Source organism: Desulfovibrio sp. DV (genome assembly GCF_001936595.1).
Lineage (GTDB): Bacteria > Desulfobacterota > Desulfovibrionia > Desulfovibrionales > Desulfovibrionaceae > Solidesulfovibrio.
Genome location: NZ_MLBG01000088.1, coordinates 1 through 20,463, shown reverse-complemented (window position 1 = coordinate 20,463; position 20,463 = coordinate 1). Strand labels below are relative to the sequence as shown.

Genomic DNA, 20,463 nt, shown 5'->3' with positions numbered 1-20,463 from the left:
CCCTTCGCCTTGAAACTATTGATGCATTGGGTGTACTTGATCGCATCTTCACAGTGTCCGAGGGCAGGGGACAGGAGAACACACGCACCGAGGGCGATGCCGATCAGCCTGGTTTTCATGGTGAACCTCGTTGGGGCTGTTGGTTTGGATTATCTTCGGTTGGGAGTGATGGCAACTTTAATTGTTTAAATTGGCAAATTAAACCTCCTATCGTCTGTTATGTAACTTAAATCATTGCCATATCCTCTGTCATTCTGGAGGACTGGCATGGACACCGTTCAAGATATTTTTGGAAAGAAAATCAAGTCGATACGCCGGGCCAGGGATATTACCCAGGAGAAGCTGGCTGATCTCTCCGGTCTTTCCCTCCAGTACATTGGGGAGATCGAACGTGGGCGGCGCAATCCATCCCTGACCAGTATCGAGCAACTATCCAAAGCCCTGGACATTCCCATGGCCGAGCTATTCAGCTTGGAGGAGTTCCGGTTGTCCATGGAGGAGCTTCGGACGATCCTGGCCCGACAAATAGAATCAGCGGATGAAGATCGGTTGCGGATATTTTTCAGCATGGCCCAGGTCATCTTTCGATAAGGGCTTCAGTCATCCTCGGGCGACATAAGCGTCAGGACTGGCTCTCCGTGGTCACCGGGGCCGATATGGGCGATGATATTTGCTTCTTCTGATCGTCCTGGCCCCATCAGGAACGAGACTTTGAAGTACACCCGATCTGTCCCTTTGCTGGACCGGGCAGCGAACAGGGCCAGTGTTAGCAGGTCATGGAGCCGGCCATCCCTGGACTGACCGAAACTTCTGTCCAATCCGGTAGGAACTTCAACGTACTGGCGGTAAAGGTTATCGGTGACGACGGTGTGGACTTTGAACCCGTTGGCTTTGGCCTCGGCAGTAATGTCAATTAGGACTCCGTCTTCAATAGCTTGTGCCCTGGTGTAGCTGTAGATGACGTTCCAATTTTTATCGGTGGTCATTTTTGATATCTCCAGTTTCGGCAGTTAATATAGCATTGAGTTTTTGACGGAAGCTTTGACACAGTGTAATTCCAACATCGGCGTATGAGCGCGTTAACTCACCATAGATTTCAACAGAACTCGTATCCATTATCTTGAAAAGCTGTTCAATCGGACGAAAAGCATTGAATATTTCGTCCTTAGTTTGAAGAAGATCATGATCTTTCTGGTCCATATGGCCTCCTTTGCTTTTTAAGCAGAAGGATAGCCTGGACCAGTGGGGCGGTCACGGGGCGGGTGGTTTAAGCTGGACAAAGCCCTATGGAAAAAGGACGTTGGGTGTAGGACGTGATTTCCTGGGATTTTGGCCCGGGGGAAGCCCAGCCAAGGGGACGAGTGGAAAAGTCCCAGGAGGAGCCCGGTAGAGGGTAGGTAATGTGTGCCCGGGGGAAAGCCCAAGCCCAATATCCCCTGGGGAGGGCTGCGGCTGCTTGCTGAGGAAAACTACTATCGTCTTATAAGGTTATTATGCGCCCCAATATTCCACCTGCTCAATTTGTTGAATGGCTCAGGCAACTGCCGTTGGAAGAGCGGATAAAAGGTAATGATATAGAGAGTGCTCGGGCTAAAGAAAGTTACGACAATTTTGTTGATTTATTTGGCAAGGGAATGTGTAGCTTATGTGGAAAGTCATTGAAGACTTTTAGCCTGAAAACGCCATGTTTGCATTGGTTTTTACGGCCTAAGGGGCTGAAGAAGAAAATGATGGCTGCTTTATTTAAAGAGTTTAGCTACTTTAGGATTTCTAGCTATGTGAGATGGGTCGCTTCGATTGAAGGGTATGCTAAAAATATAAATGACATCAAAGATGAGCACGAAGGTGATAATGTCATTGATTTCACGGCAAGATACAAGCATTTGACGTGGTCATTTTATTGCTCGAAGTCAGATTTCCAGGGCCACCCCACGACGAGTGCAGGCAAAAATCCGCATTATCATATGCAAATTCAGTTAGGAGGGGAATCTTTTATTCGCTATTCTGAGTTTCATGTTGAATTTCATAGCTCTGATTTGTATGACATGGAACTGTTTAATAATTATCCTGATATTGTGAAGCACACATATGGATATGGCGAAGGCATGAACATTTTTTTTGAAGATGACAAAATTGTCGAGAAGGTAGCTTTAGATTCTGTCCCGACTGAAAATGTAGATGAGGCTACTTTTAATATTCAATCAATATTGATAGCAGAAGATGGCAAGACAATATCTGGTGAAAAAGTGCATGAAGCAATAGTTGAAGCAAAATCAACTGGGAAAACAGTTGCTAGCGTGTTAAGAGAAAAAATAACTGATGCGAATATAACGACAATAGTTTCTCCTGGGCCAGGGGTGCCTCAAGCTATGCAACGAACTAAGACAAAAAGATAAAGAAGTTGTCGAAAGATCATCTGGGAAAAGTCCCAGGAAGAGCCGGTAGAGAGGGCAGGAGAGGAGTGTCCGGGGAAAAGACCAAGTCCCAAATTTCCCCAAAGGGAAGCTTCGACTAGTTCCCTGAAGAAAGTTTCGCTATTTTAGATGGTTGAAAAGTCCAGTTTACTGGAACTTTTGATTTTCAGCGGATTGAGCGAGGTGCTAGATGGCGAGTATTGGCAGTATTTTTTTGGGTAGCAAATCTGTTGCCGATGCTACTTTGTTGGGAAATGTCAACAGTTCTATCGCATTTTTTCTCGATATTGAATCGTCAATTGATTATATTTATAGAGACCAGGAGTATGGTTGGGTTGTTGAAATTAAAAAAAGTCAACAAGCAATTGTGGCAAGATCTGTTGATGGTTACGCTAAGGATGATATCCTGGCGATAGGTTTTGAGCTTGCCCAAAGAGCTTTGGACATGTTGTCCATTGAAAAGAATGTGTTTCGAATAATTCCCGGTCCGGCTGATTCTTATGTGATTTTATTCGAGCGAGAAAGTGAATTAGTTCTTCAGAGTGTTGATGTTTTAAATATGCCAATTAAAGTGTCAATGGAGTTTAGTGTCTATGATAAGGATGGTCGACATGTCCCGCCTCGGGTTTTGCCCCCTTCTGTTTGGTCGCCTCAGTTGAGGTATTATCGGTTGTCGCAGACGTCTCATGATCTTTATGAGTCGTATAAGAATTTATTTTTATCATTTGAATCTTTGTTGTATTCAATATGCCCAAGACTAAAATCAGAGGCTGAAAAAAAATGGTTTGAAAGAGCGCTTGGGGTTATTGATGCTAAAGTGAATTTGCAACGATTTGCACCGCCTAATGCGATTAGTTGTATTTCCTATATCGTAGATAAGCAGTATGTGCAGACTAGGTGTCGCCTTTTCCATGGTAAAGGAGAGTTGCCTGCCACCTGTGGTGGAACAATAAGCCCAAAACTAGTTTCAGAGTCAATTAGTTCGTTGCTCGAAATTTGGCGAGAAATAGCAAAGAATTATCTTCCAATTAATTTTAAAGGAGAAAGCATTGTTACTTATGGAGGGTTTAAAATGATGATGGATAAGGTATTTGCTAAGGAAGTGTCCGTTGCTTATTCTGAAGATTCTACGTTGCCTAGCAGCAACGATACGGTTGTCAGCCCGCTTGGAAATTTAGTATTTAATTTTGATAATGTTGAGTATTTAGGTGAAACAAGTCTGGGCCACGTTGCATTACTGGCAACACAAAAGATGGACATAACTTCAAAATATGCGTCTATCCATAGAACTTGTACTTTTATTGGTGACACCCTTTATTCGCTGGGTTTTAATCAGGATGGTATTACTCCAGACGGGGTTGATGTTTTTGAGAATTTACAAACTTTTCGTCTTATAAATGTAGATTGCCAAAAAATGGTTTGTGCAAATGTAATATAGATGATGATGTCTTGTTTGTTTTGAAGTTAGGTACAGGCCCAGATGAAACACGCAGCCAAAAATCTCAAGAATGCAGGTTCCTGCACTTTTCGACCGAGCATACCCCTATAGGAATATGACGTTGGGAGTAGGACGGGATTTGCTGGGATTTGGGCCTAGGAGAAGCCCAACCAAGGGGACAACGGGAAAACCCCAGGAGCAGGCAGGTCGAGAGCTGGGGAGGGGTTGTCCTTAGAGGAAAGGAGGCAACTCGGTTGGAGTGGATAAGAGGAAGAGAAACTATTGGCAGTTTCTTTCAGATTCTCCATGGATTATCTTTATGTTTACATCGGATTTATTGTCTCTTATCTCACCAATAGAGATGAGCTTTGTCGAGTTTTTGCCGTTTTTATATATTGATCTCAAAATTTTAGTTATGCATGTCGACAATGGATTGACTGCTGTTAATATCAAGAACAACTGCAAGGCACCCCCAACAATTTGTACCTTGCCGAGAATCGTAAATAAGCAAAAAAATAGAATAATTAAACCAATAGCATCCCGGGTTGAATCAAATGATAATTTTGACGATGACTTTAATTCGTCAATGTTTCGTACCGAAGATCTCATGTCGTCGGGTAATTCGCCATCAATAAATAAAGATATTTGTATTGAATCATTTTTTTGAAAATTATCAAAAGAAAATACTAATTCATTTTTATCTGGATCGGAGTTCGATGTTTCACTGTGGGGTATGATTATTGGGAATGTCTTGACATTATTTTCTAGGCAGTTTAAGTTTTTTGCCAATGGAATTATTATTTGAACATTGTCTACTCGTTTAAGTCCAGAATTCTTGATGATTGTGGTATATTTTGATAAATGCCTATACTCATGACCTTTGAACTGGATGGTTGTGTTAACATCTTTGTTGGTATCAAACAAGTCTGTAGCGATGTCATAAAAGCGTATCGTTTTTTCTTCAATTGTTGCTTTTGTTTTTGAGCGTCTAGATATGGTATAATTTACAATTTGAGTAAAAAAAGCACCGGCCAATCCTCCAGAAATCCAAGGTGAAAAATCAGAAAGATTAATATTTGGCATAGTATTGGCCTTTGCTTAAATATTTATTAAAATATCATTTTTAGTTATAGCAGTCAACTCATTCCCATGCGGTTGTTTTTCGGTATTTGGAAATAACCTTATGGAAAAAGGACGTTGGGAGTATACGGGGATTTCCTGAGATTTTGGCCCAGTGGGAAGCCCTAACCAAGGGGGCGATAGGAAAAGGCCCAGGACTGGTCCGGTAGAGAGCAGGGGAGGGGTGTCCGAGGAAAAGACCAAGCCCAGATTTCCCCAAAGGGGAGGGCTTCGGCATTTTGCTGAGAGAAAAACAGCGATATTGCTGGTGGTTGAAAATTCCAGTTTACTGGAACTTTTGATTTTCAGCAGATGGCGGGCTGAAGGACATTTCGGACCAGAAACGCTGGTGTTGATTCGCAGACTCCTGCGATTTTTCAACCCCAGATTGTTGCCACCGTCCCTGAACAGTCATCTTTCTGGTTTTGGCCAGTGGGGTGGGGGAGCACTGAAGCTATCTATTTGCAGTATAGGACTTTTTAAAACGCAGCTTCTTCGTTTTTGCCGGTCATGAGTCAGGGTGTGTCACGTGATGGAAAAAAGATTTAGAAACAATCAAGTTATGGTGCGTTATGTTTGTCAAAGATATCGTCAGAGAGAATACAAGGTTTTATGTTAAAAGTGAATTTGCCCCTACATCTACAGAATGGCCAGCCCTGTCGTTCTCCGTTAAAGGAGTTGCGAAAAGGTTCGCTAATATCTATAGTCGGGGTAGTGATTATGTCGTCACCGTAGGTACCAGTAACGCAGATAATACAAAAGATCCCGCTCACAGGCAGTCAATAATGTCAATTATGTCTGTTGAACCAAGGACGCTTTTAGATACAAGGACTCTTGTCAGCAAAGATGTCTGGAGCAGTGTTGTAAAAGAATACGGTCAAAAATGGGAATGGTCGTTGCCTGTTGAAAAAGCTTTTACTGTTGTTCATTTTCCTCGGGCACGCGCCATAATTCCACAAACATACAGTTTGCTCGGAAAGCCACAGAACTTTGGACGATGTGTCGAACTCCTAAGTGGTGAGAGGAAAAGTTTATATAATTTGTTAATTGAGCCTGTAAAAATTGCACCTACGCCACAAGCTCAAGATGCTTTGGACTTAAATACAGATGATGTTACTTTAAAAAAAGAAATTTCTCGTTTAATTAAATTGATTCTTCATGATGTTGAGTGCGCCGGCCAGGAAAAAGGAGGTGTATATCCTCCACGGAATTCGCCAAATGTATCTGAGCTCTTCTTAATTCTTATGAGAAAATGGCGTGAGCAAGGTGGTCGTTGTGGACTTTGCGGAGCTCCAATACCTCTTGCCACAAAAAACTATCTTTTGCAGATGTCAAGAGATAGGTTGGATAGTGATTGTAAAACTTATGATATGTCGAACCTGCACATAACTCATCTAGGGTGCAACTTGGGAAAGAATAAGGCTTCATTGGAAGACTGGTATGAATTCCTTGGAGCTCTTCGCGCATAGAGTTTATAGAATGAAATTTCCGACAATAATTAGCATTATTAACGACATGCCTATGCACTATGATGCTGAATTTGACTGGAAACCATGGTGTCGGATCGCAGGAACCTGCGACTTTTCAGCCCCATAATCCCGCCACCGTGACTGAAGCTGGCATGTTCCTGGTCCAGCAATAGGGCAGGGCAGTGCTGGTAAGTTAACATCCAGTAATGCTTCAGTTTGCCAAATACGAAATTCCCTTCGTTTTTGACTGGACGAAATTTAACGATTTGCCAGTAAAGCACCTTTTGCCGTTAATCCCCCCGCTATGTTGACATCTTTTCTTTTTAAGGTATTCTTATTTGATCAAATCAGAAATACCTTTTAAGGAGCAACACCTATGCCCCCAGTCTCTAAATTCGACGCGATGAAACTTCGCACCATGATCACCGAAGGGAAAAATGCCCAGCAAATCATCAGCGCGTTTGATATTGATAAGGTGACTTTGAAAAACCATCTCCTGAAGCTGATGCAGATGGATGAAAAGTTTTATAAGATTGAAGGGATGGATACTCGGGCGGTATCCGGGAATGCCAAATTTTCGAAAAATGGTCTCCGACTGTCCCCGACTCTTATGTCCAACTACGGTTTCACCGTGGGCGACGAGTTTAAGGTGTCGTGTATGGAAGAAGGGAAGATTGTGCTGGAAAAGAAATAGTTTATTTAGGTAAATAATAGTTAAAGCCCACGTTTTCCATTTCAGTGGATGGCGTGGGCTTCTTCGTGAAGATTTTATGGGGTTTAGTGTTGTGTTAACTCTTCAGTCGGGATGAGCTTGTCCAGATCAAGAAGGATCAGCAACCGATCATCTAGTTTGCCAACACCTTTAATATACTCAGATTCTACCCCAGAAGCAACTGGCGGTGGTGGCTCGACAGTGTTGGATTGAATCCGAAGCACTTCTGAAACCCCGTCTACGAGGAACCCAATAATAATTCCACGAATATCAACGACAATGATCCTCGTTTGACTGTCATGGGGACGCGATTCCATGTTGAAACGGCAGCGCAAGCCGATAACAGGGATCACCTTGCCTCGAAGGGTGATTACCCCTTCGACATGTGGGGGCGAGTTAGGTATTTTCGTAATATCCATTATACGGATGATCTCCTGAACTTCCAGGATATCGATCCCATACTCTTCTTCGCCTATTCCGAAGGTAACCAACTGGAGAAGTTCATTCTCCTGCTTTGCGATTGTGGTTTCGTCCATTACCTTCTCCCTAAAGCCAGGGATTTCTTTCCAGAGGGAAGTGCATTTGAACTCGATCCGCTGTCCGTTTTCATGTTATCGATGAGAGTCTTAAGAACTTGAGCTTGATTGGCTAGTTCAGTTACGGCTTGAGCTGATTCTCGCATTGCATCATAAGTTTCCATTGAAACTCTATTTACGTCTTCAATGCTGCGATTAATTTCTTCGCTGGCCGATGATTGCTCCTCTGAAGCCGTCGCTATCGAACGAACTTGATCCGTAGTGGCCTCAGCTAGAGAAACGATTTCTCGTAAGGATTCACCAGAAGTGTTGGCAAGCGTTGTGACCTCTTCGATAGCTTTTCCTGAACGCTCAACATTGTCGATATTTTTCTTAGTCCCATCCTGGATGCCCCTGATAGCCCGTCCGACTTCTTTGGTAGCAGTCATAGTTTTTTCGGCTAATTTACGGACCTCATCCGCAACAACTGCGAAACCTCGTCCTGCATCACCAGCTCGGGCTGCTTCGATGGCAGCATTTAAAGCCAAAAGGTTGGTCTGGTCAGCAATATCAGAAATGACATTCAGGATTTGACCGATTCCCTCAGCTTGTTTGCCCAAGTTTCCCATGTCATTTTTCATCTCTTGAGCATGTTGCTGGACCTGCTCGATACCACGGACAACATGACTGACTACCTTGGAGCCTGCTTCAGCCTTTGCTTTTGCTTGATCAGCGGTAGATGAGGCATTAGATGCATTTTTAGCTACTTCAAGGACTGTTGAATTCATTTCTTCCATAGAAGTAGCTGCATCGCCAACCCTACGCGATTGTTCTTCCGCCCCACGACTAGATTGTTCAATTTGTGCAGAAAGTTGCTCGGAAGCTGAAGTGATAATTTCAACGATCGATTCAAGCTGGGTTGCAGCTTGGAACATCCCCTCTGCTTTTGCGTGTTCAGCCTTTTCACGAGCTTCATCCGCCTCGATCATTGCTTCCTTGGCTTTTTCAGATTCCTGGTGGGCCTCTTCGCCCTTTTGCTCTGCCTCGGAAATCTTGCTCCGCAAAGCTTCGACCATGACCCGCAGACTGTCAGCCAAGTGTCCGATCTGGTCCCGCTGATGCACGTCCAAATCTTCATTCAGATTGCCATGGGCCACGGCTGCGGCGAAGATCATACCCTTCTTCAGCGGTGTCAGGATCGAATAGGTCAGGTACAGGCCCAGAAGTATGGCGAGGGTAGGGATAACCACCATCAAAACGATCATCACAATGATATTACTATCCACTTCAGTGAATGAAGTCGTTCTGGTCTTTTCGGCTATGGATTTGGACAAGTTTATGATGTTATCAAGGGCTTTAAGTGCTGCTAGATTGGCATCGCGCGCCGGTCCAAGGGCCATCTCCGTGGCCGAGGCCAGTATATTGATCTGGTCCGGAGTTGACTCCCACTCCTTTATTTTTGCAAATACTTCATTATTAGACTTCACACCAACAGCCACTAATCCTTGAAAATCTTCCCAAAGTTTCGCGGTCTCAGCTGAACGCGGTAGGGCTTCGTATTCTTTTGTAGCTTTTTGATAGGCATCGCGGTAATTCATCACGGCTTTGTACTGGGCTTGCCGTTCATTCTGTGGCAATGTTGGGATTAGCATTCCCCGTTGTGTGCCAACCAAGCCTACTATACCGATCTGTATTCGACCCAAAGCCTCGATGGCTGGTAAATTTAAATCGGCAATCGATTTCAAGGCGTTTTTAGAATTGAAAATGGATGAGTATCCGATAAATCCCAAAATTAGTGTCAGCAGGGCTATCAGTATAAAACCAGAGACGAGACGCACTGAAATACTTATGTTGTTCATTTTTACCCATTTTTTGTTAGGAGTTGTGTCATTAACTGCGACTTAATGAACTAAAATAGAATGCTACGCTCCGTCCACGAGGTGGATGACATATTTATAACGTCAAAATTTCGGTACATACTTTGCGATTTTTGCTATGGTATCATGCCTCAAAATTTGCCAAACAACAAGCATTCGCGGTATACAGATATCGACATTGTTGAAATACAATATTCTTTTTAAAAATTATAATTTAACTATCCCAGTGTTAGTTCTGAGTCCATGAATGTCAATGGCAAAATTTATAGAAATACATCATTTCCAGTACAATGGCAGTGCTCAATATTTGTGTTAACATGCTGAAATAGTGCGTTATTATTCATAGTCCGTCACTCCCAAAGTTCTTTTTCTTCTCCCTCCTGCAAAAAACATCGCCATCGCTGATATTTGAAAAGTCCAGTTTACTGGAACTTTTGATTTTTCGGGGATAGGTAGAATGCTGACCTATCGGGGCTGGATGGCGTTTAGGATCAAAAACAATGTTGTCGGATCGCAGGATCCTGCGATTTTTCAGTCCCAGTTTGTTGCCACCTGTCCTTTAACTCGCTCTGTCCCTGGTCCAACAATAGGGCAGGGCAGGGCAAGGCTGGCAAGTTATCATCCCGTAATGTTACACTTTCTCGAATGCGCGTTTTCTTTCGTTTTTGACTTATGCTTATTGTTGGGCGTTAGCCTTTAAGTATCATTTGCCGTTAAAAAGGATTAATCAGCTTTCGAGCTACTTTTGTTGACATCCTTCGTTTTTGAGATACTCTTGTTTAATCAAATCAGAAATACCTTTTAAGGAGATTAAACTATGGCTCGTGGAGAATCAAAATTCGATGCGGTGAAACTTCGTGACCTGATCAAAGAAGGCAAAAATGCCCAGCAGATCATGGACGTTTTTGGAGTGAAGAAACCGCAGCTGAAAACCTACTTGGCCAAGCTGATCCAGCTGGATGAGCAATTTTATAAGATTGTCGGCATGGAAGAGCGTGCTGTCGGTGGTGCTTCGAAGTTCGGTAAGAACGGAATCCACTTGAGCGCAGCCTTATTGAAGAACTACGGGTTCAGCCAGGGTGACGAGTTCAATGTGTCGTGCCTGGAAGAGGGCAAGATCGTGTTGGAGAAGAAGTAACTAAGATTTCAGATAGTTATGCAGATGGGCCCACGTCGTCCAAGAAAATTGGTTGGTGTGGGTCTTTATTTGTTGGCGGGAAGGAGATATAGGGTGCTTTGATTCTATTGATGGAATTCATCCACTCAAGTTTTAGCGTGAGGTAATTTGAGGTGTTACTGAATGGTTGAGATATGGCCTAAAAGACATCCAGTCATCTCCGGTATTATCATAACAGCTTTTGGCAGTATTTTTTTAAAGAGCCAAGGGAATTTTTAGAATCGTTGCTTATGCGCTTGTGGTCGATACAGGTAAATTTCTGGCGGTGGAGCGTCTTGACAATACACTAGCGAGAAGTTGGCATCAATCGGATAGCTGCGTGGTTAGAATGCATTTAACAAATTATAAGTGCTGAAGCAAGTCAATCAATTATGCAACATTGTTCGCAGCAGCTTGTTAATTATTTCATCTCTATTGTTCAAGAAAGAATATTACTGTTGGCCACATCGTGTTGTCCAACTGCGGAATGGATCGGCCGCACATTTGTTGGCCATTTTTTCAATATTAAATATTTCTATTCTAAGAGATCCGATAGTTTTGTGTATCTCATCTCGCCGAGAACCAGAACAATCTTCTGTTGCTAATATATTTTCAAGTATTTCTATGTTGCTAATTCGTAACTTTATTCGTGTTTTGTAGTTGTCAATGTCGAAGGCCTTGCTGTTTATAAATTCAGAAAGAGAACGGGTCAGGTTGTGATTCCGACGTTCAGAATCATTGTCTAGGGGAATAAGCCTATAGTATGGCGTTGTGTTGATTGAATAAATAATAGAATTTTTTGGGTCGCTACCAATTATATAACTAAACAAACTTGGTAAAAACTTATCCTTTTCCAAGGATATAGTACCTGTCCCGCCATCGGCTATGCAATAAATATGACAAGTGCTATTTGTTTCTTTTTCAATCACTTCTAATCCTCTTTGAAATTTTCCAGAAAAACTTATAACGTCACTTACACTCCCTTCTAATTTTTTTAACTGCTCGTCAGCCTTTTTCTTGCTTTCAGACGATGTTGTGGAAAATTCTATTAATCCTAATGCATATGCTCCGGGTGTATAGGAGGATACAAATTCAGATCCACAATCTTCAAAGAAAAGCTTTGGGTCCTCGCCGTAATTTTTCATACTGCGGATGACATGAGCGTCAACAGCATTTATAGGTTCAAAAATTTTTTAACCCAAAGAACTGCATATGAATGAGTGTAATCAAAATTGATTTGCGAAATTATATTTGAAGAAACTTCCGCACTTAAGTTAAATTTTTTTGGTTTAACCCCTAACTCTAGTTCTCTGTCAGTCTTGTTAAATAAGGATAATTGAGTGTCTAAAGAAAAGAAATTTGCTTCAATATGACCACCTTCAACTTGCCCAAGGCTTTGTAATTTTGAGAACTCTACACATTTCCCTCTTAGTCCTGAGTTTAAGGTAGTCACGAGCGGATTTATGCCAATGCCTATGTTGACATTTGAAATATTTTCATTGGCACCAAACAAATTTGTATCGTGCGTGATGTCAAAGGCCAAACCGGACTTTTTCGGTAAAAACAAAAGTAATGACAAAAAACTATAACATGAATAAGTCTTATGTATCTACATTGATTGGTATTTCCTATTAATTTCAAAAACTTTTTTTCGCATGTTAAGAACGCAATTATCTGCTCCTGTAAGGTCTGTTGCCTGCAACAAACAATTATCTGCCTCATTAAGTGCGCCTTGTATCTCACTTCTCTCGTCCTCATTTCTGATTTTTATGTTTTGGATTAGAATGTTTGTGTCTTGCCTGTACTGGACTAGACGTTTTTGAAGAATCTTATTTTCTTCTTCAATAGATCTTCTTCGGGCTTCTTCCTTTATGGTTTCGTTTGCTAGGCAAAGATTAGGAGCAATAACGCATAGTCCCACAGCATCTATTGGTGGCAATTTTCCCTCATCAAGCAAGCTGCTTAACCAACTTGCAGATGACGTCAGGGGAAGTGAAACAAGAAACGCTATAGCCAATGCACCAATCTTTATTCTGTTCACAAAAAACCTCACTTACCGTTACCGTTGTGATTGTATTTGGAATATTTCTTTTCGTAAGTTAATCATACATATATCAACCTCTGAGCCAGTTTTTGCATTTGAAGTACATATTTCGCCTCTTGTCAATGCCGCACGTATTTTCGATCGCTCATCTTCTGTTGATGAATTAATAAAAGCCAGCAAATCGTTGACTTGGTGTTGGTAATTCGTAAGTGCTTCGCGATAACGCTTATTTTCTTCAGCCAATTCACGCTGCCGCTGTGCTTCTTTTTCAGCTTCCTGGGCCGCACAAAGCGTAGGAGAAATAATACATGGATCGGTAGGTTGTATTGGCGGCAGTTTTCCTTCTAAAGCATCACTAAGCCAACTTGCAAAACTCGTTGCTGTAGATAAAAGAACAACACAAAGACACAATAAGATGATTTTTTTCATAAGCTTCGTTGACATCCTTTTGATAATTAAGTTGTTATTGAGTGGTGCCGCCAAAGGCTATTGCATTGTATTTTTGAGTTTATTATTGTTTACAACGGTTTACTAGTCGACAACACAACCAAGCCTAGTGTAAAAAAGCAAATAATTTGAGGGCTGATTAGCCAGTTGTCGGCATGACCATTGCCACGGAGGAGTAAATAGAATTTTGCACAATTTTATGCGATAGCAAAAAAAATTGCAACAACATTTTCGCTTTTTTTTTAGTTGATATTTTAATTGGTTGCCTTTGCATTGCGAATTATTATGATACCTTTCTCTCCTTTATCACGAAATGTGTCGATATTTCACTGTAGTATGTTAAGTATCTGAAAATATTGATTTTCTGTCTTTGCCGTTCCCAACTTCCTTTTTCTCCACCTCCCCACGAAAAATTCCTTGACCTCCCAGCCCGTGGGAGTGTAGTCCCCTCCGACCAACGACGAGCCAACAAGCGCCAACGTCTTTGGTACCCGAAAATTTCTGGGGAATGGAAAATTTAGGGTTGACTTCGGGAAGAGTTCGGAATAGATATCCCCTTCCCTGATTCTGTTTATAGGAGCGTAGCTCAGGGGGAGAGCACTTGCTTGACACGCAAGGGGTCGGGAGTTCAAATCTCCCCGTTCCTACCATGAACCTACAGGGAGGCTCCGGCCTCCCTTTTTTTAGATGCATGGGGGGCTACCCCCGGAGAAGGCGACGTGCAGGTCACAATCGAGGATCAATCCCTGGAGGCGGCGGCTGGCGAAGCCTGCGGCCAGGTTCTTTCCCGGGTCCTTTCCGGTAAACGACTGAAGAATACGGTGGCCTGTCTTGTTGACGGCCAACCGCGTGATCTCGCTTCGCCCCTGCCGGACGATGCCCACGAAATCGCGGCCATTGCCGCCGACACCCCCCAAGGCCTTTCCGTCATCCGCCACTCGGCCGCCCACATCATGGCCGAGGCCGTCAAGAAGCTCTTTCCCACGGTCCAGGTCACCATCGGACCGTCGATTGAAAACGGCTTCTACTACGATTTCGCTTACGAGCGCCCGTTTACCCCCGAAGATCTCGAAGCCATTGAGGCGGAGATGCACAAAAGCATCGCCGCCAATCACCCGTTTGCCTGCACCACCGTGCCCAAGGCCGACGCCAAGGCGCTTTTCGCCTCCCAGGGTGAGAGCTACAAGCTCGAGATCATGGACGAGAACATCGTCGGGGACATCGTGTCGCTTTATCGCCACGGCACCTTTACCGACCTGTGCCGCGGACCCCACGTGCCGCATACCGGCATGGTGCGGGCCGTCAAGCTGCTGTCGGTTGCCGGGGCCTACTGGCGCGGCGATGAAAAGCGCCCCATGCTCCAGCGTATTTACGGCACGGCCTTTGCCTCCGAAGCCGACCTCAAGACCTATCTGCGCCACCTGGAAGAAGCCAAGAAGCGCGATCACAGAAAGCTCGGCGCGCAGCTGGACATGTTCAGCTTTTCCGAAGAAGTGGGCGCGGGCATGTGCATCTGGCACCCCAAGGGCGAGTTGGTGCGCACCATTTTAGAGGACTTCGAACGCCGCGAGCATCTGCGCCGGGGCTATGATCTGGTGCGCGGCCCGCTGATTTTGCGCCGGGAACTCTGGGAACGCTCGGGCCACTACGACAATTACCGCGAGAACATGTATTTCACCGAGATCGACGAGCAGTCCTACGGCATAAAGCCCATGAACTGCCTGTCGCATATGCTCATCTTCAAGTCGCGCATCCGCAGCTACCGCGATCTGCCCCAGCGCTACTTTGAGTTGGGCGTGGTGCATCGCCACGAAAAATCCGGCGTGCTCCACGGTTTGCTGCGCGTGCGCCAGTTCACCCAGGACGACGCCCACATCCTGTGCCGCCCGGACCAGCTCCAGGCCGAGATCACCGGTGTTGTGCGCTTTGTCCAGGATGTCCTCGGTCTTTTCGGCTTTGATTTTGAGGCCGAGCTGTCCACCCGCCCGGAAAAGTCCATCGGCTCCGACGAAGACTGGGACCGCGCCACCAAGGCGCTGGTCGACGCCATGGAGTCCATCGGCCTGCCCTATGAAGTCAACGCCGGCGACGGGGCCTTTTACGGGCCGAAGATTGACATTAAGCTCAAGGATGCCTTAGACCGCCGGTGGCAATGCGCCACCATTCAGTGCGACTTCACCTTGCCGGAACGCTTCGATCTTGTGTATACGGATGCTGACGGGGAGCGTAAGCGGCCGGTGATGTTGCATCGGGTCATTTTGGGCGCTGTGGAGCGCTTCCTCGGCGTGCTCATCGAGCACACGGCCGGGGCGCTGCCCACCTGGCTTGCCCCGGTGCAGGCCCGCATCCTGATCGTGACGGATGCCCAAAAAGAATTTGCCGAGTTGGCTTTGGCCAAACTCAAGGATGCCGGCATCCGGGCAGAACTTGATGATCGTAACGAGAAACTGGGCTTCAAGGTTCGCGAGGCCCAGGTTGAGAAGATCCCCTACATGCTCGTGGCAGGGGACAAGGAAAAGGAACTCGGCGGCCTGAACGTGCGGCTGCGGTCCGGGGAAAATCTTGGCGTCAAGACCCTGGACGAGGTAGTGCTGCTGATCACGGCCGATTGCCAAGAACCATTCAAGCGTGGAGGGATGCGCTATAACTTCTGCTCCCAGTAGTGATCCTCGGTGTAACCACCGGATCCGCGCCCGCGAGGTGCGGGTGATTGCCGACGACGGCTCGCAGGTGGGCATCATCCCAACCAGCGAGGCGTTGCGCATGGCCCAGGAAAAGGGCCTGGACCTCGTAGAGGTCGCGCCCAATGCCGAGCCGCCTGTCTGCCGGATCATGGATTTCGGCCGCTTCAAGTACCAGCAGCAAAAAAAGGTGCAGGAAGCCCGAAAGAAAGCAACCACGGTTCAGCTGAAGGAAATCAAGGTTCGGCCCAAAACCGACGAGCACGATTACCAGACCAAGCTCAAGCATATCCGTCGTTTTCTCGAAGACGGAGACCGCTGCAAGGTCACGGTGTTTTTTCGTGGCCGCGAAATCGTGCATAAGGACCGGGGACAGGTCATCCTGGCCCGGGTGGTGGTCGACCTTGGCGAGCTGGCCAAGGTGGAGCAGGAGCCCCGTACTGAGGGGCGCATGATGACCATGCTGCTGGCCCCCCAAGTCAAGAAACCCATCGCGCCAGCCTAGGGCTGGCGCGTCACTGAAGGAGTCCGTCATGCCCAAGATGAAGACCAACCGCAGCGCTGCCAAACGCTTCGGCAAAACAGGTTCCGGCAAGTTCACCCGGCGTCGCCAGAACCTGCGCCATATCCTGACCAAGAAAAACGCCAAACGGACCCGCCGTCTGGGACAGGGCACTCTGGTCGATTCCGCCAACATCAAGGCCGTCAGCCGCCTTTTGCCTTACGCCTAGGTCCGAAAGGACCTGGCATCCATGCTTGAAGGAGCAGATATATGCGCGTGAAAAGGGGACAAGCCGCCCATAAACGGCACAAGAAATTTCTTAAAATGGCCAAAGGTTACGTCGGAGCTCGCAGCAAGCTGTACGAAACCGCTCGCGAAGTTGCCGAACGTTCGTTGGTCTATGCTTACCGCGACCGCAAGCAGCGCAAGCGCCAGATGCGCAAGCTCTGGATTCTGCGCATCAACGCTGCCGCCCGTGAAAACGGCATGTCCTACAGCGTGTTCATGCACGGTCTGACCCTGGCCGGCATCGAACTCGACCGCAAGGTCCTGGCCGACATGGCCGTTCGCGAAAAGGACAGCTTCGTGAAGCTGGCGGAGCTGGTTAAATCCAAGGTGAACTAAGTGTCCGGACTTTCGCTCGTTGCCGAGCTCGAAGGCCTGGTCGAGACGTGCGCTGCACGGCTCGACCGGGCCTTGGCTCTTGAAGAGCTTGAGGCCGCCCGGGTCGAGTATCTCGGCCGCAAGGGCCAGTTGGCTGCCATCATGTCCCGGCTGCCGTCCCTTGAACCCGACGCCCGCCGCGAGGCCGGCAAAGCCGCCAATACCGTCAAGGAGCGCCTCACCGCCCTCTACGACGGCCGTCTGGCTGCGCTCAACCGGGCCGCCATGGACGCCGCCCTGGCCGATTTCGACCCCACCGTGCCCGGATTCACTCCCTTTGCCGGGAGCCTCCATCCGGTCACCCTGGTTACGGCCGAAATCTGCAAAGCTCTGGAGGAACTCGGTTTCTCCATCGTCACCGGGCCTGAGATCGAAACCGACTACTACAATTTCGAAGCGCTCAACATGCCCCCGGAGCATCCTGCCCGGGACATGCAGGATACGCTGTACATTTCCGATTCGGTGGTCCTTCGTACCCACACCTCGCCGCTGCAGATCCGCACCATGCTGGCTCAGAAGCCGCCTGTTGCGGTCATCGCTCCGGGCAAGGTCTATCGCCGCGACTCCGACATCACCCACACGCCGATGTTTCACCAGATCGAGGGGCTGCTCGTCGATGAGGGCGTGTCCATGGCCGATCTGCGCGGCACGCTGACCGCCTTTGTGCGCCGCATCTTCGGACCGTCCACCAACGTGCGCTTTCGGCCGAGCTTTTTCCCCTTTACCGAGCCGAGCGCCGAAGTCGACATCTCCTGCGTCATGTGCGGCGGCAAGGGCTCGACCGCGGCCGGACCGTGCCGGGTGTGCAAGGGCACGGGCTTTGTCGAGATTCTCGGTTGCGGCATGGTCGACCCCAACGTCTTTGACGCCGTGGGCTATGACACCGAACGCTATACCGGCTTTGCCTTCGGCATGGGTGTCGAGCGCGTCACCATGCTCAAGTACGGCATCGGCGATTTGCGGATGTTTTTTGAAAACGACGTCCGGTTTCTGAGTCAATTTTAATCGGGGTTCGTCCCTGACACGTCGGGGTTCCTCCGGTCCTGTCTTCACCTGTCTCCACACTGTGCCGCAAAAGGTTTTGGGGAAGGTGGGGTCCGGGGAGGGAACCCCTTTTTGCAAAAGGGGTTCCCTCCCGGCCGCCGGAGGCGTATCATCATGCTGCTCAGTCTGTCCTGGCTTCGCGAACTGACTCCTTACCAAGGCACGGCCCAGGAATTGGCCGACCGCCTGACCATGCTCGGGCTTGAAATCGAAGAGATCAAAAATCCCTTCGAGGCCATCATGGGCGTGGTCGTCGGCCGCGTGCTGACCCGCGAGGCCCACCCCGATTCCGACCATCTGTCCTGCTGCACCGTGGATGTCGGCGGCCCGGAGCCGCTGCCCATCGTCTGCGGCGCGGCCAACGTCGCAGCCGGACAACTCGTGCCCGTGGCCACCGTCGGCGTCACCCTCCCTGGCGGACTGACCATCAAAAAAAGCAAGATTCGCGGCCAGGAATCCCAGGGCATGATCTGCTCCGAGTCCGAACTCGGACTGGCCGAGGAGAAAAGCCCGGGCATCATGGTCCTGCCCGAGTCCTGCCGGATCGGCGTGGCCCTGCCCGAGGCCCTTGCCCTGGATACCTGCGTGCTTGACGTCTCCATCACGCCCAACCGGGCCGACTGCCTGTCCGTCCTTGGCATTGCCCGGGAAACGGCCATGGCCTTTGACCTGCCGCTCACCCTGCCGGCCGTGGCCTATCCCGAAGCCGGGGACGACGCTGCCGGACAGGTGGCCATTGCCATCGAGGACCCGGACCAGTGTCCGGTCTACCGGGCCAAGCTCCTTTCCGGGGTCACGGTCGGGCCGTCCCCGGACCGCATCCGCTGGCGGCTCATGGCCATCGGCCAGCGCCCCATTTCCAATATCGTCGACGCCACCAACTACGTGCTTTTTGAACTGGGCCAGCCCCTGCACGCCTTTGACCGGCAAAAGCTGGCCGGCAACGTGGTCGGGGTGCGTCTGGCCAAAGAGGGTGAGAAAATCGTCACCTTGGACGGCCAGGAACGGCTGCTGACCGGCCGTGACCTGCTTATTTGCGACGCCGAAAAGCCGGTGGCCCTGGCCGGCGTCATGGGCGGCGCCAACAGCGAGATGGAAGCCGGCAGCACCGAGGTGCTCCTGGAGTGCGCCGTGTTCCGGCCCGGCACCATTCGCAAGACCGCCCGCCGGCTGGCCCTGCCAAGCGAAGCCTCGTACCGCTTCGAGCGCGGCGTGGATCAGGTCGGTTCGGTCTACGCCATGAACCGGGCCGTGGCCCTTATGCTCGAAACCGCCGGCGGCACGGTCCTGCCCGGCGTGGCCGCGGCCGAGCCAAAGCCGTATGTGCCCCGCGGCATCGGTTTCCGCCCGGCCCGGGCCACCATGCTGCTGGGCGAGGCCATGCCTGAAGACTTTTGCCGCAAGGTCCTCTCCGGCCTGGGCTGCGTCCTGACCGACAGCGATCCCTCCGGGGCCATGGCCGTGACCCCGCCGTCCCATCGGCTGGACCTCGAACGCGAGGCCGATCTGATCGAGGAAGTGGGGCGGGTCTACGGACTCGACCGCATCGCCCCGCGCCTGCCCCGGGTGGCCAAGGCCCTGGACGACGTGCCGGCCGAGTCGGAATTCGGCTTCTGGTCACGGGTGCGCGCCTTTGCCGTGGGCCTGGGCCTTCGCGAGGCCGTCAACTACAGCTTCGTCGGCCACAGCGACCTGGACATTCTGTGCCTGGACGCTGCCTGCCGGGTGTCGGTGGCCAATCCGCTGTCCGAAGACCAAAATGTCATGCGGCCCATGCTGGCTCCGGGCCTCCTTGGCACGGTGCGCCACAATCTGGCCCAGGGCAACGCCAACCTGCGCCTGTTTGAAGTGGCCCGCATCTTTACCGCCGACCCCGAAGCCGAGTCCACGGCTCGGGAGGCCGGACGCCTGGGCCTGGTGCTCCACGGCTTGCGCCATCCCGAAGGCTGGCCCTGGCCCAAGGACGAGACTGCCGGCTACGCCGACATCAAGGGGTTGGTCGAAGCGCTTGTGGCCCATTTCAAGCTGCCGCCCGCCGTGTTCACCCGCGACGACGCCCTGCCCTGGCTGGCCCCCCAGGTGACGGTGACGGTGGCCGGCAAGGCCCTTGGCCTGATCGGCCAGGTGACGCCGGAAGTGGCCGATGCCTACCACGCCCGCCATCCCCTGTGGCTGGCCGAGCTTGACCTTGATCTCCTGCGCGCCCTGGCCGGCGGTGTGGCCCGAGGCTTTAAGACCCTGCCCGGATTCCCGCCGGTGCGCCGCGACATCACCCTGGCCGTGCCGGCCGGGGTCAGCGTCGGGGCCATTTTGGAGGCCGTGGTCGCGGCCAAGGCACCCATCTTTGAGGATGTGCTGCTCATTGACGCCTACAAGCCGGAA

Annotated in this window: 21 protein-coding genes and 1 tRNA gene; 13 read left to right on the top strand and 9 right to left on the bottom strand. The window is 49.1% G+C overall.

What is annotated here, in order from left to right; all coding sequences use genetic code 11:
* The first annotated feature begins 267 nt into the window (after positions 1 to 267).
* Positions 268 to 591, top strand: a complete 324-nt coding sequence (locus DVDV_RS16535) for a helix-turn-helix domain-containing protein (RefSeq protein WP_075355732.1) — start codon at positions 268 to 270, stop codon at positions 589 to 591.
* A gap of 5 nt (positions 592 to 596) precedes the next feature.
* On the opposite strand, the gene DVDV_RS16530 is transcribed toward DVDV_RS16535, so the two are convergent.
* Together DVDV_RS16530 and DVDV_RS16525 are read right to left on the bottom strand one after the other, a co-directional pair.
* Positions 597 to 986: a DUF6573 family protein gene (locus DVDV_RS16530; protein ID WP_075355731.1), complete on the bottom strand. Its 390-nt coding sequence runs from the start codon at positions 984 to 986 to the stop codon at positions 597 to 599.
* A complete protein-coding gene (locus DVDV_RS16525) occupies positions 973 to 1,200 on the bottom strand; it encodes a hypothetical protein (protein ID WP_075355730.1) in 228 nt (75 codons plus the stop codon). The genes DVDV_RS16530 and DVDV_RS16525 overlap by 14 nt, the downstream gene beginning before the upstream one ends.
* A gap of 293 nt (positions 1,201 to 1,493) precedes the next feature.
* On the opposite strand from DVDV_RS16525, the gene DVDV_RS16520 reads away from it, so the two are divergent.
* Both DVDV_RS16520 and DVDV_RS22425 read left to right on the top strand, forming a co-directional pair.
* A complete protein-coding gene (locus DVDV_RS16520; protein WP_075355729.1) occupies positions 1,494 to 2,396 on the top strand; it encodes a hypothetical protein in 903 nt (300 codons plus the stop codon).
* Positions 2,397 to 2,604: 208 nt separating this feature from the next.
* Complete coding sequence (locus DVDV_RS22425; RefSeq protein ID WP_139311647.1) at positions 2,605 to 3,852, top strand: hypothetical protein; 1,248 nt, start codon at positions 2,605 to 2,607, stop codon at positions 3,850 to 3,852.
* A 279-nt stretch (positions 3,853 to 4,131) separates the two neighbouring features.
* Here the strand turns inward: DVDV_RS22425 and DVDV_RS22420 are convergent, their stop codons facing one another.
* Positions 4,132 to 4,935 (bottom strand): hypothetical protein, encoded by an 804-nt coding sequence (locus tag DVDV_RS22420; protein WP_139311646.1) that lies wholly within the window; start codon positions 4,933 to 4,935, stop codon positions 4,132 to 4,134.
* Between the two features lie 608 nt (positions 4,936 to 5,543).
* On the opposite strand from DVDV_RS22420, the gene DVDV_RS22415 reads away from it, so the two are divergent.
* On the top strand, positions 5,544 to 6,440 hold the full coding sequence (locus DVDV_RS22415; RefSeq protein WP_139311645.1) for a hypothetical protein: 897 nt from the start codon (positions 5,544 to 5,546) through the stop codon (positions 6,438 to 6,440).
* Between the two features lie 376 nt (positions 6,441 to 6,816).
* On the top strand, positions 6,817 to 7,134 hold the full coding sequence (locus DVDV_RS16515) for a transcriptional regulator (protein WP_075355728.1): 318 nt from the start codon (positions 6,817 to 6,819) through the stop codon (positions 7,132 to 7,134).
* A gap of 83 nt (positions 7,135 to 7,217) precedes the next feature.
* Here the strand turns inward: DVDV_RS16515 and DVDV_RS16510 are convergent, their stop codons facing one another.
* Complete coding sequence (locus DVDV_RS16510; protein WP_075355727.1) at positions 7,218 to 7,688, bottom strand: chemotaxis protein CheW; 471 nt, start codon at positions 7,686 to 7,688, stop codon at positions 7,218 to 7,220.
* Positions 7,688 to 9,526: a methyl-accepting chemotaxis protein gene (locus DVDV_RS16505; RefSeq protein ID WP_075355726.1), complete on the bottom strand. Its 1,839-nt coding sequence runs from the start codon at positions 9,524 to 9,526 to the stop codon at positions 7,688 to 7,690. The genes DVDV_RS16510 and DVDV_RS16505 overlap by 1 nt, the downstream gene beginning before the upstream one ends.
* Positions 9,527 to 10,361: 835 nt before the next feature.
* Here DVDV_RS16505 and DVDV_RS16500 point away from each other — a divergent pair.
* Positions 10,362 to 10,682: a transcriptional regulator gene (locus tag DVDV_RS16500; RefSeq protein ID WP_075355725.1), complete on the top strand. Its 321-nt coding sequence runs from the start codon at positions 10,362 to 10,364 to the stop codon at positions 10,680 to 10,682.
* Between the two features lie 470 nt (positions 10,683 to 11,152).
* Here DVDV_RS16500 and DVDV_RS22410 read toward each other — a convergent pair whose 3' ends face one another.
* From DVDV_RS22410 to DVDV_RS22395, 4 genes are all read right to left on the bottom strand, one after another.
* A complete protein-coding gene (locus DVDV_RS22410; RefSeq protein WP_139311644.1) occupies positions 11,153 to 11,845 on the bottom strand; it encodes a hypothetical protein in 693 nt (230 codons plus the stop codon).
* 29 nt (positions 11,846 to 11,874) lie between these two features.
* A complete protein-coding gene (locus tag DVDV_RS22405; RefSeq protein WP_139311643.1) occupies positions 11,875 to 12,243 on the bottom strand; it encodes a hypothetical protein in 369 nt (122 codons plus the stop codon).
* A 66-nt stretch (positions 12,244 to 12,309) separates the two neighbouring features.
* Entirely contained in the window at positions 12,310 to 12,741 is a 432-nt protein-coding gene (locus DVDV_RS22400; protein ID WP_139311642.1) for a hypothetical protein, read from the bottom strand.
* A gap of 18 nt (positions 12,742 to 12,759) precedes the next feature.
* Complete coding sequence (locus DVDV_RS22395; RefSeq protein WP_139311641.1) at positions 12,760 to 13,173, bottom strand: hypothetical protein; 414 nt, start codon at positions 13,171 to 13,173, stop codon at positions 12,760 to 12,762.
* Between the two features lie 593 nt (positions 13,174 to 13,766).
* On the opposite strand from DVDV_RS22395, the gene DVDV_RS16495 reads away from it, so the two are divergent.
* The 7 genes from DVDV_RS16495 to pheT form a co-directional block, all read left to right on the top strand.
* Positions 13,767 to 13,841: transfer RNA gene (locus tag DVDV_RS16495), tRNA-Val, on the top strand.
* Positions 13,842 to 13,910: 69 nt separating this feature from the next.
* Entirely contained in the window at positions 13,911 to 15,854 is a 1,944-nt protein-coding gene (gene thrS, locus DVDV_RS16490; RefSeq protein WP_075355724.1) for a threonine--tRNA ligase, read from the top strand.
* Positions 15,835 to 16,377, top strand: coding sequence for a translation initiation factor IF-3 (gene infC / locus DVDV_RS16485; RefSeq protein WP_024825435.1), 543 nt, complete (start codon positions 15,835 to 15,837; stop codon positions 16,375 to 16,377). The genes thrS and infC overlap by 20 nt, the downstream gene beginning before the upstream one ends.
* 28 nt (positions 16,378 to 16,405) lie before the next feature.
* On the top strand, positions 16,406 to 16,603 hold the full coding sequence (gene rpmI / locus DVDV_RS16480) for a 50S ribosomal protein L35 (RefSeq protein WP_075355723.1): 198 nt from the start codon (positions 16,406 to 16,408) through the stop codon (positions 16,601 to 16,603).
* 41 nt (positions 16,604 to 16,644) lie between these two features.
* Positions 16,645 to 16,998 carry a 50S ribosomal protein L20 gene (gene rplT, locus DVDV_RS16475; RefSeq protein ID WP_043638915.1) on the top strand — a complete coding sequence of 118 codons (354 nt, stop codon included), beginning with the start codon at positions 16,645 to 16,647 and terminating at the stop codon, positions 16,996 to 16,998.
* Positions 16,999 to 18,042, top strand: coding sequence for a phenylalanine--tRNA ligase subunit alpha (pheS, locus tag DVDV_RS16470; RefSeq protein WP_075355722.1), 1,044 nt, complete (start codon positions 16,999 to 17,001; stop codon positions 18,040 to 18,042). It begins immediately after the preceding gene.
* A gap of 153 nt (positions 18,043 to 18,195) precedes the next feature.
* Positions 18,196 to 20,463 (top strand): phenylalanine--tRNA ligase subunit beta (gene pheT, locus DVDV_RS16465; protein WP_075355721.1); only part of this gene is annotated, 2,268 nt, incomplete at its 3' end.